General features: G+C 58.6%; 12 protein-coding genes. 6 read left to right on the top strand and 6 right to left on the bottom strand.

The genetic code is table 11. The features are described from left to right. Positions 1-7: 7 nt before the first annotated feature. Together tagF and AC1RO0_RS31335 are read left to right on the top strand one after the other, a co-directional pair. Positions 8-1,390: a type VI secretion system-associated protein TagF gene (tagF, locus tag AC1RO0_RS31340; RefSeq protein WP_498596416.1), complete on the top strand. Its 1,383-nt coding sequence runs from the start codon at positions 8-10 to the stop codon at positions 1,388-1,390. Between the two features lie 68 nt (positions 1,391-1,458). Next, on the top strand, positions 1,459-2,304 hold the full coding sequence (locus tag AC1RO0_RS31335) for a serine/threonine-protein kinase (RefSeq protein WP_498596415.1): 846 nt from the start codon (positions 1,459-1,461) through the stop codon (positions 2,302-2,304). 31 nt (positions 2,305-2,335) lie between these two features. Here AC1RO0_RS31335 and AC1RO0_RS31330 read toward each other — a convergent pair whose 3' ends face one another. Next, complete coding sequence (locus AC1RO0_RS31330; protein ID WP_498596414.1) at positions 2,336-3,484, bottom strand: polysaccharide biosynthesis/export family protein; 1,149 nt, start codon at positions 3,482-3,484, stop codon at positions 2,336-2,338. 364 nt (positions 3,485-3,848) lie between these two features. Here AC1RO0_RS31330 and AC1RO0_RS31325 point away from each other — a divergent pair, with 364 nt between their 5' ends. Further along, positions 3,849-4,049: a type II toxin-antitoxin system VapB family antitoxin gene (locus tag AC1RO0_RS31325; protein ID WP_498596413.1), complete on the top strand. Its 201-nt coding sequence runs from the start codon at positions 3,849-3,851 to the stop codon at positions 4,047-4,049. Beyond that, positions 4,046-4,429: a type II toxin-antitoxin system VapC family toxin gene (locus AC1RO0_RS31320; RefSeq protein ID WP_498596412.1), complete on the top strand. Its 384-nt coding sequence runs from the start codon at positions 4,046-4,048 to the stop codon at positions 4,427-4,429. The genes AC1RO0_RS31325 and AC1RO0_RS31320 overlap by 4 nt, the downstream gene beginning before the upstream one ends. Positions 4,430-4,985: 556 nt before the next feature. Here the strand turns inward: AC1RO0_RS31320 and AC1RO0_RS31315 are convergent. The 4 genes from AC1RO0_RS31315 to AC1RO0_RS31300 form a co-directional block, all read right to left on the bottom strand. Beyond that, positions 4,986-5,762, bottom strand: a complete 777-nt coding sequence (locus AC1RO0_RS31315) for an ABC transporter permease (protein ID WP_498596411.1) — start codon at positions 5,760-5,762, stop codon at positions 4,986-4,988. Continuing rightward, complete coding sequence (locus AC1RO0_RS31310; RefSeq protein ID WP_498596438.1) at positions 5,749-6,516, bottom strand: ABC transporter ATP-binding protein; 768 nt, start codon at positions 6,514-6,516, stop codon at positions 5,749-5,751. The genes AC1RO0_RS31315 and AC1RO0_RS31310 overlap by 14 nt, the downstream gene beginning before the upstream one ends. Before the next feature lie 63 nt (positions 6,517-6,579). Further along, the gene (locus tag AC1RO0_RS31305) at positions 6,580-7,581 is read right to left on the bottom strand and encodes an ABC transporter substrate-binding protein (RefSeq protein ID WP_498596410.1); all 1,002 of its coding nucleotides are present in this window, start codon (positions 7,579-7,581) and stop codon (positions 6,580-6,582) included. Between the two features lie 52 nt (positions 7,582-7,633). Next, positions 7,634-8,716, bottom strand: a complete 1,083-nt coding sequence (locus AC1RO0_RS31300) for a 4-oxalomesaconate tautomerase (RefSeq protein WP_498596409.1) — start codon at positions 8,714-8,716, stop codon at positions 7,634-7,636. A 106-nt stretch (positions 8,717-8,822) separates the two neighbouring features. On the opposite strand from AC1RO0_RS31300, the gene AC1RO0_RS31295 reads away from it, so the two are divergent. After that, positions 8,823-9,743, top strand: coding sequence for a LysR family transcriptional regulator (locus tag AC1RO0_RS31295; RefSeq protein WP_498596408.1), 921 nt, complete (start codon positions 8,823-8,825; stop codon positions 9,741-9,743). A 715-nt stretch (positions 9,744-10,458) separates the two neighbouring features. Here AC1RO0_RS31295 and AC1RO0_RS31290 read toward each other — a convergent pair. Further along, a complete protein-coding gene (locus AC1RO0_RS31290) occupies positions 10,459-10,533 on the bottom strand; it encodes a hypothetical protein (RefSeq protein WP_498596437.1) in 75 nt (24 codons plus the stop codon). On the opposite strand from AC1RO0_RS31290, the gene AC1RO0_RS31285 reads away from it, so the two are divergent. After that, on the top strand, positions 10,534-10,686 hold the full coding sequence (locus AC1RO0_RS31285) for a hypothetical protein (protein WP_498596441.1): 153 nt from the start codon (positions 10,534-10,536) through the stop codon (positions 10,684-10,686). Positions 10,687-10,727 lie beyond the last annotated feature (41 nt).

Here is a 10,727-nt window from a genome sequence, read left to right as displayed (position 1 = left end):
GTCGGCGATGAACGAACGCTCAGCTCGCACGGCCCTGCCACAGGAATCCGACGTGATCGGTTTCTTCGGCAAACTCCCGACGCATGGCGATTTCGTCTCCACGGCGCTGGGGCGACGGCTGCAGTCGGAGCTCGATCAATGGATCCAGGGCGGTCTCGGCGCAATGGAGCCGACACTGGGCCAGGAATGGCGGCGCCTCTTTCACGCCTCCCCACCCTGGCGCTTCGCCGTAGCCGGCGGGGTGTGGGGGCCGGCGGCCATTGCCGGGGTGCTGCTGCCAAGCCGGGACCGCGTCGGGCGAAGCTTTCCTCTGGTGATCGCGGCGCAATTGCATCGTTTCACCGGTCGTCTACGGGATATTTGCGAGGACGACGTCTGGTTTACCGCCGCCGAAGCATTGGCCGAGACCTCCACCAAGGCGGATTTCAATATGCCTCGCTTCATCGAGGGCATCAAGCGCCTGCGACTGCCATTCGCGAGCGCGCGAGCGGACGATGAGGTCCCTTCACCTGATGTCGGCGCGCCGGTCTCGCTCTGGTGGCGCATGGCGCTCGGCACCCGACATAGGAAAGGTTTCAGGACAAGCGGCCCGCCTGCCACGCGAGATTTCCTGAAGCTGGTTGCCACAGAAAAAGTCGACGCGCTATCCGAACCAACACCACCCCCGGCGGTGGCGCAGATTATTCCTACGCCTGAACTGTACGAAGGCGCACCCGCCGGCGAGACGAGGCGCTTCATCGAAAGCAGTTATGCCAGCCATGCCGGAACACGGCTGACACACAATGCCGATGCGTTGCTCGTATCCAAAAGGCCACGCCTGTTTGCGCTTGCCGACGGCAACGGCGACGGCATGGGCGCCATCGAAGCGGCGAGAACCGCGACGAGCATACTCTCCGGTGTTGGTGCCCATGAAAGCCTGCAGGCGCTTGTTCAGGACATCAAAGGCAAGCTCGGCCACGCCAACAGCATCCTGCAGATGAAGGCAGCATCCGGCGATCGGCAGCCACCCTTTGCGAGTATTGTCGTTGCGACGATTCTCGACACCGAGCTCGCCATTGTCTGGGCTGGAGAGGCGCGTTGCTATCTCTTGCGCGACGGGATGATGCGCTGTCTTACCCGGGATCATGTCGATGTCGGGCTTAAACGTTCGCTGGCGCGCGGATTGGGGCTCAAGCCGCAATTCCTACCCGATACCTTTCTGGATGCAGTTCTTCCCGGCGATCGCTTGCTCCTGTGCAGTGCATCACTGCCCCGGACCCTCGCCGACCGCGTGATCGCCGAAATCCTGATCGAAACACCGATAGAGCGTACTGCTGATACACTCGTCCAGGAGGGCCTGATTGCCAGTTGCCGCGACAACCTCAGCGCCATCGTCATCGGTGCCTCATGAGCAGCGATCTGCCCGCGGAGGATCTTGAGGAGATCGCCTCCCGGTTTTCCGGCTTGCTGCACACCCTCATGCATGACGGCAAGGGCGAGCGCTCTTCCGACACACGGGACATGCTGATCGACCGCCTTCGCGATGCACTGGATCGACGGCTGCCGCAATTTCCTCTCGGAAATCCCGCTTTTATCGCCGGCAGCTTCCTGCTTGAAGAGACCATTGATCGCCGCGAACGCACAGAAGTTGGCCGGCTACGCCACCGCGATCTCGGAACGCTTCACGTTCTCAAAACGGTCGTTGCGGATCGCACTAACGACGACATCGCGCGAAGGCTTTTGCTGCGGGAAGCGCGGATCGGAATGTCACTGCGACATCCCTGCCTCGTTCAAACCCAGATGGCGTTGAGGCTGGCCGACGGACGCCCGGCGATCGTCTTAGAATGGGCGGGGCAACCGCTGTCCCGCCAACTCTCCAGTGGCTCCATTGCTGTCCACGACATCATCGAGACGATACGCCGCCTGCTCCTAGGACTCCAGGCGATCCATGAGGCCGGCTATGTCCATTGCGACATATCACCGGGAAATCTGCTCTTATCCGGCGACGATTTTAGCGGATTGAAGATTATTGATTTCGGCGTGACGCTGGAACAGGGGCAACGTCATCACGATCTTGACATCAAGCTGGCGGGATCTCCTTCGTTCATGGCGCCGGAGCAAGCGGACGATATGCCAGCTGATCCTCGTTTCGACCTCTATTCGGCCGGTTGCGTCTTGAACGCACTTCTTGAAAGATGCGAGGAAACCGAGCTCTCCGTCGAAGAGATCAGAGCTCTCGCCCGATATCTCACTCAGACAAGCCCTTTCATGCGCCCTGCGAGCGCCAAGGCGGCGCTCGACTTTCTCGGGGATATCAGCCGCTGAACCGCGCATCTATTGAAACACGTGGGCAGTGTCAGTTCGCGGAGCTTCCAGCGCTGGGAACAGGTGCCGCGGCCGTCGGGGCACTCTTCTGATAGACCGTTAGCAGCTTGGCGGCATCAACCATGCCAGCATTGCTGGCAAAAAGCGTATCGCCGTCCTGAATCTGGAAGCGCTGCATCAGCACGAAATTCGACACATCCTTCAGATTGACGCGGTAAATTACCGGCTTCACAGAAACGACGGTCGGCGCGGCGCCGGCTTTTCCGGACGCGGAAACAGTAGGCTGTGAATAGACGTTCTGATTCCGGAACAGGTAGAAGTTGCGAGAATCCGCGCGGTCATCCAACAAGCCGCCAGCCCGGGCAAGTGCCTTCGCCAAAGTCATCTTTCCAGGTTCGAACGGGAACTCGCCAACACTCTTGAACGCGCCCAGAGCGGTAAAGCTCGGCGTATTGTCAGACACGAAAAGCTGGTCGCCAGGCAGTAACCGGACATTCTGCTGGTCATCCTGAAGAACGCGATCGAGCGGCGCGGTCGCCCGCTGCGAACCACGGGTCAGCGTCACGGTCGCCGAGCCCGGAGCGGACGAGGCACCGCCGGCAAGCGCGATTACATCCAGCACCCGCTCCTTGCGTGCCGACAAGGGGAAGCGTCCTGCGGAGCGAACCTTGCCATCCACCGTCACCGCGCTCGACGGCTTGTCGACCACCGTTACCACGGCTTGCGGATTGACGGACGAACCTTTGAGCCCATTGACGATCTGCGCCTGCAGACCCTCCGGCGTCGAATCGACCACCCGCTGCTTGCCGACGAAAGGCATGGTGACGAAACCCTGCTGATCGACGGTGAACCGACCGAGATTGAGCGTCTTGCTCTGGGTCGACGAAAGCAACCCATCCTCGCCGGTATCGAGGACCGTCACATCAATCACATCGCCACGACGCAAGCGGGTATCAGCAAAACCTGCGGACCGGAAACGAGCAAGTCCTTGATCTGTCGGGGCATAGGACGGTGCCGACACGGCACTCCCCATAGGCGCATCCGCCAAGGCAATGACCGGGATCTTCTCGCCCGAATGCGGTAACTTCGCGTTGTAGATATTCCCAGCGTCTGGGCCATCCGATGGTCTTGCACATGCGCTCAAGACGACCATGAGTACAATCGGCGCCAGTCTCCGCATTCCCGAATCTCCTTTGGACGCTAAGGGCATGGCAGAAATATCAACCATAAGGCGGGAGGCAATATAAGAAGTGCACAAAAAACAAATTATGACAGTTTCAAGGCACGAGCTGTGTCCTATTGGCAACCGATAGTCGTCCCGATCGCCATATGAAAAGCCGCTGAAACGCGAAATATCTTCACTTTGATGAGAGTTGAACTTCCGGCCCTTCATTCCGTCGAATGCCGCTCTTGAACCAATTGGAACAGTGGACTTGTAATTTCTCCGGATTGCAGACTATGCCCTGCCCATGGAAGCAGAAATGAGGCGTGGATTTCATCACCAAATGGTGCTATTTTATGCGCTTCAGTAAGGGATTCGGCTCATGCGATCTACTATCAATCTCGATGACGCACTCATGGATAGGGCGAAATCATTGACCGGCACCAAGGAAACCGCGGCGCTCGTCCGCCAAGCGTTGGAGACGCTTGTTCGTGTGGAGTCCGGAAAACGCCTCATTGCGCTCGGAGGAACCATGCCGGAAGCCGAGGCAGCCCCGCGCCGCCGGAGCGCGGCAGTTAAGTGATATTAGTAGACACCTCGATCTGGATTGATCATTTCCGACATGCCGATGCAGAGCTACGCGGGATTATTGAAGACGATCGATTGCTTTGCCATCCGAGCGTGATCGGCGAGCTGGCTCTTGGCAGCCTTCGGGATCGCGACAACGTGATAGCTTTCTTGACAGCCCAGCGCGGCGCAGTCGTCGCGACGCACGACGAAGTCATGATAATGATCGACCGACATGGTATTTTCAGTATGGGCATTGGCTACACGGATGCCCACTTGCTGGCGTCCGTTCTTCTTGACCAGACAGCGTCCCTGTGGACCAGAGACAAGCGCCTGCGGGCAGCCGCCGAAAAGGCAGGAGCCTCACTGCATATACCGGCCAGCACGCCTCACTAATGCTGATGCCACAGGTCTCTATAAGGCCCCAGGTAGGTTTTGCGAATCCTTGGTATTGATAGGATTTGAACCGGCGGCGCGCTTCACCCAGTGGGCCAAGTGTCTAATAAAAATTAGAATCCGCTAGGCAGCAGTGTCCGCTGGAGCTCATAGAGCAAATCGGGCTAGCGAGGAACATGAAGAAACGAAACTTGCCTATACGGCAATGAGACACGGCTTTTCTACGGCAGCGCCAAAGCCGACTGCTAGGCCGCTATCGTGCCGTTGACGAAGAGACCACCGGTGTCGAACAAGTTTGCGGTCGCTCTCATGCTGGAGAAAACGCGGAAGCCAAGCCGGCGGAATTGGGAAAAAACTTGCTGTTGAATCCCCAGCGAAGCTCGCCCCGAGTGCCGTTTCGGCTATAGTTCACAATTGGTTCAAATTAGTGAAGCACTTGATAGGGCTGTCTCTGCCTAGCAGGACCGACGCCAGGCGGAAGGGCGGGTCAACAAGGCGGAATTCAACAGGAGGGCACCCAGCCAGGTTGCCCTCCTCAATTTCCCGGAGAGTGAGCTCAGGCGGGACGCTCTTCGCCGACGTTCGGACGCCAGGTGATGAGCTTCCTTTCGATGACATCGAGGATCAGGTCGATGATCAGAACGAAGACGGCGAGGATGATGATGCCTGCAAAAACACCGACGGCATCGAAGTTGCCTTCCGAGCGGGCGATGAGGTAGCCGAGACCCGCCGATGCGCCGAGATATTCGCCGATGATAGCGCCGACGACGGCAAAGCCGACGGAGGTGCGCAGCGACGACAGGATCCAGGTTGCCGCGGCTGGGAAATAGACGTGGCGAAGCAGGTCGGAACGCTTGGCGCCAAGGATGCGGGTGTTGGACAGGATGACCGGGTTGACTTCGCGGACGCCCTGCATCGCGTTGAAGAATGTGACGAAGAAAACCAGCGTGACCGCCAGTGCGACCTTCGACCAGAGACCGAGCCCCAGCCAAAGAACGAAGATCGGTGCAAGCACGACACGCGGGATCGCGTTCACGGCCTTGATGAAAGGATCAAGAACCCTGGCGACGAACGGGCTGAGGCCAAGCCAGACGCCCGCAGCTACGCCGAGACCAGTCCCGATCAGGTAGCCAAGAACGGTCTCGCCGAACGTGATGCCGACATGTTTGTAGAAACCGTGATCACTGACCCAGGTCGTCACTTGTTTGACGATGTCCAATGGCGCCGGAAAGAAGAAGCGGTCGATCACCCCGGACGAAACCCCGAATTGCCAGCCACCGAGGATGATCGCCAGAAGGGCCACCTGGATGAGACGAACGTTAATGGCCTGCATAGCTTTTCTCCACTTCGCCGCGCAGCGACGCCCAAATGTCGCGATAAAGGGTCATGAATTTCGGGTCTAGTTTGATTTCTGCGACGTCGCGCGGCCGTTCGAGATCGACGCCGAAGGTCTCGATTACCCGGCTCTTGGGGCCGGCGGCGAGAACGACGACACGATCGCCAAGTGCAATCGCCTCCTCGAGATCATGCGTGATCATGACCACGGCGCGGCGGTCTTCCTGCCACAGCTTGAGAAGCTCGTTCTGCATGAGATGGCGGGTATGGATGTCCAGCGCCGAAAACGGCTCATCCATAAGAATGACCTTGGGCTCGGTGATCAAGGCCTGCGCCATCTGCACGCGTTTGCGCTGCCCACCGGAAAGCTGGTGCGGAAAGCGGGCTTCAAAGCCCTTGAGACCGACCTTTTCAAGCCATCCCATGACCTTTTCACGCCGTTCGCCAGCGGATACGCCACGAAACCTCAGGCCAAGCTCGACGTTCTCATAAGCCGTCTTCCAGGGAAGGAGCGCGTCTTGCTGAAAGAGATAGCCAATATTGTTCTGCACGCCCTTCACTGCGGCGCCGTCGATCGAGACCTCGCCTGCCGAAGGCTTTAAAAGGCCGGCGATGGCGTTGAGGATCGTGGACTTGCCACAGCCAGTCGGTCCGACGATGGAGAGGAATTCTCCATCGCCGACCGTCAGGTTGACGTTTTCGACGGCCACGAATGATCCGAACGCCATGGTGACGCCGCTGATGGAAACCATGGGTGTCGGGTTTGATTGGGGCACAGCTTGAATTTTCCTTGCTGTCACTGACATTGGAGCCTCTTAGTTGGCGGCGCGCTGGGCTGCGGCCTCTACGAACTTGTTCGTGTAGGTGGCATTGAGATCGATTGTTGCCTTGTGAACGCTCTCGTTGAAGCTCTTGAGAACGGCGAGCGGCGTCTCGGTATCTTGCGCGACGAACAGGCCGTCCTTCGAGAAGATCGCCTTGGCGTGCTCGACCGCCTTGATGTAGGTCGCCTTGTCGCCGGAGACGAAATCGTCAGGGAGCTGCTCGACGATTTCCGCCGCCGGATGGTTCTTCATCCAATGCAGCGCCTTCACCGTGGCGTTGGCGACCTTCTGGATCACCTCCGGATGGGCTTCGATATAGGCCTGGTTGGCATAGAGAACCGAGGTCGGATAGATGCCGCCATAGACGGCCTTGGCGCCCTCATCGCTGCGAGCGTCGATCAGGATCTTGCCAATGCCGCGCTCGACGACGATCGTCGCGGCCGGATCGTAGTTGACAAGAAGGTCGACCTTGCCCTGCTGCAGGGCCGCAACCGCCGCCGCGCCGGAGCCGACGCCGATGATCGAAATGTCGTTTTCGGTCAGGCCGTGCTGCTGAAGATAGTAACGAATGAAGAAATCGGACGATGAGCCCGGCGCCGTGATGCCGATGCTCTTTCCCTTGATCGTTGCCGGTTTGGCCGGATCGAAATCAGTGTCGTTCTTCCCGACGAGGACCAGCCCCGAATTGCGGGCCAGCTGAACGAAGCCGACGACATGCTTGCCCTGCGACTGCATCTGGATCGTATGATCATAGAAACCGACGGCAACGTCGGTCGAGCCCGCGACAAGAGCCTGCAGGACCTTGGAGCCCCCTTGAGCAAAATTCTCCGTGGTCACCTCCAGCCCCTCTTCCTTGTAGAAGCCAAGGCTTTCGGCGACGGGGAACGGCAGGTTGTTGAGATTATAAGAGCCGACGCTCATCCGAACCGGCTCGGCATGGGCAACGCCGGCAAGCACCATGACGGCGGTTGCCGCGAGCAGACAATTGCGCATGAAATTTCCTCCCTGACTATATCCGGTCCTCACCGGATCGATTGGTAATGATCTAGGCCGCGTGTTCGACAAACCCGGCGGGCTTGGCAAACGCATAGCCTTCGAAAAGACGACGCGCGGTTCGTACGAGACCGGCGATGGTCACGCCGCCGCGCGTCTCCAGCTCGACGTCGAGACGGCCACCCGGATGTTCAATCCGCACGGTCGCCGGAAGAGATGAGCCGCCCACAAGATCGGCGGCAATCGTACCCGGCGTGACGACCGCAGTTGCTATGCCGACCGCCCCCGTCGTCGCAAGGGCCGGATGGCAATCGTTCGGCATGAAATAGCGAACCGCAAGTGTGCCGCCCTTCTGCGGCGGCGCGATCAGGACCGGCTTCGGAATGACCTTGTCCGACACATCGCCCATGCCCATGATTTCACCGGCCTGAATGCGGATCACCGACATGCGCGCGATGAGCTCGGTATTTCCGGACAGTGTGGCGGCGTCTTCATATCCGGTTACACCGAGATCGGCAGCGCGCATGAGCACCATGGGTATGGCACAATCGATGATCGTCACCCTCAGACCGTCAATGACATCCGATGCATTGCCGCTTGGGAGCAGCTTGCCGGTCTTGGCGCCTGCGGCGTCGAGAAATGTGAGTGCGATCGGCGCGGCAAGCCCCGGTACGCCGTCGATCGAGGCATCGCCGAGATAGGTCACCTCGCCGTTGCGGGTCGGCACTTTCGCCTCGATCACCTTGCCGGTGTTGACATTGTGAATGCGTACGAGCGTTTCCGTCTCCAGGGCTTTTACCAAGCCAGCTTCGATCGAGAAAGGCCCGACGGCCGCCAGCATATTTCCGCAATTCGGCGAGTAGTCGACGATCTGCCGGTCGGTCCGGACCTGAGCGAACAGATAGTCGACATCTGCGCCGGCAACGCTTGGCGGACCGATAATCGCGACCTTCGAGGTGACGGGATTTCCCCCCCCTATACCATCGATTTGCAGCGGATGACCCGACCCCATGATCGATAGCAAGGCAGCATCGCGGCTGGCTGCGTCCGACGGCAGGTCCGCGCTCAGAAAGAACGGTCCCCGAGAGGTTCCGCCACGCATCAAGACGCAAGGAATCCGCACCAAATCGTTCATAACAAACTTTCTAAGCTTCATGAAGTGGATCAATCCACCGACTTGTTGCAATATGTGCAAGAACGGATTATTTGTGAAATGCAATTTTTGGAGGTATTATTTCATTATGAGCATCAATTGCGAGATTTTGGACCTTCGTGCATTTCAGGCCGTGGTCGAACTCGAAAGCTTTCATCGCGCGGCGGAGGCCTTGCACATCTCGCAACCGGCTTTGACGCGCCGCATCCAGAAACTGGAACAATCGATCGGCGCGCCATTGCTCGACAGAACCACCCGCCATGTGGCGCCGACTGCCACCGGTCAAGAGATGATCCCTCTCGTTCGGCGTATGCTGGAGGAGTTCGACGGCTCGCTCTTTGCCATCAAGGACGGTGGATCACAGCGTCGCGGACTGATAACCATGGCTTGCGTGCCGACTGCCGCCTTCTACTTCCTCCCGGCCGTTATTCGCACCTTTGGCAGGGACTATCCTCATATCCGGCTGAGAATCCGGGATCTGACCGCCAATGAGGGGCTACAAGCGGTGGCTCGCGGCGAGGTCGAGTTCGGCATCAACCTGATGGGCAATTCCGATCCGGATCTATCGTTCGAGCCGTTGATCGACGATCCATTCGTGCTGGCCATGCGCAAGGACCATCCGCTTGCCGCCTTTGACGAAATCCACTGGAACCAGCTCGAGGGCCACCCACTTGTTGTGGTCGATCGCTCCAGCGGCAACCGCACGCTTCTTGACGCGGCGCTCGCCCGGGCAAACCTCAGGCTCAACTGGTTCTATGAGGTCACCCATTTGAATACCTCGCTGGGACTGGTCGAGGCGGGACTTGGCATTTCCGTGCTTCCAAGGCTGGCAACGCCGCAGGAGGAGCATCCGTTTCTCATAACGCGCCCGATCGTCAATCCTGTCGTCACCCGGACGATCGGTATCGTCAGACGCAGGAGTGCCACCCTATCCCCCGCAGCCGACCGTTTCATTAATATGCTTTTGACGACCTGGAAGCGGCCGGAACGAACAATTGCTGCGAACTAATCGCGTCGTTGCCGAGTGTGAAACAGCATCCAAGATGCAGCTGCGTGGCGGCACGGCTTAAGCTATTGAATATATTTACTTGTTAGAAAACGTACTGCTCATTGCGGCGTCGCCCATGACTCCGTTGATGCTCCGATTTCCCCACGAATGTCAAATTGCTGCCGTGAATTTCATTGAGGTCAGTTCGGATCAGACACGCACCATCAGTCGTCATCCCTATGTGTGTGTCGCTAAGGGCCTAGAATCGATAGAGAAGGAGGCACAGATCACTGACCATCGGCCTACGGATCCTGAAAATTCTCCGATCCGCGCGCCAAGGTCATTTTGATCTGCGAAGGGACGGCAGAAAAGCCGGGCGACGCTTGTTTTCGATGTCTTGGATCGCAGCTTCGCGGGCTGACAATGCCTGATCCAGGAAGCGGGCGATCAGGTCGAGCTCGGCGGGCGTATAGGCTGAAACTGTCTTTTGGAGCCTATCGATCAGGCCAGTCACGGCACCGGTCGTCAAGCCGCTATGTCTACTGATCTCGTCAGCCGTCACCGAGCCATGCTCGGCGACATAATAGAAGGAGCAAGAATGAGCACAAACGCGCGTTATGAACACTCCTATCTGTCGAGGAAGCGATAGCATACCGCACGCTTTGTCTCGTGAGGCAGTCACAATGGCATCAGCGCGAGCCTGTACAACGCCGAATAGGCGCCAAGAAGGGTTGTTTCAAGCCGGTGATCCAAACCGATTCCTCATTGCTTCGTGAAGACCATCCAGGGTCCCGTGTTCCACCCATGCCACATGTCTATCTGGTCGGATCAAAACCGCGGTTGGGGCGTAGACCACGCCCGGCGCCCGCAGTTCGGGCTGATCGTCACATCGCGTGAGAAGAAATATGGATCGACCATCGTCACCAAGGAAGGCGAACTGGTCCACCAACCGGATCTGCCTTAAGGTGGCGACGCCGCCTCTCGGGTAACGCGCTCTTTATGCTC

Source organism: Rhizobium sp. GW821-FHT14E12 (assembly GCF_058803745.1).
Note: the sequence above shows the minus strand (reverse complement) of the source record. Positions and strands in the feature narration are given on the sequence as shown.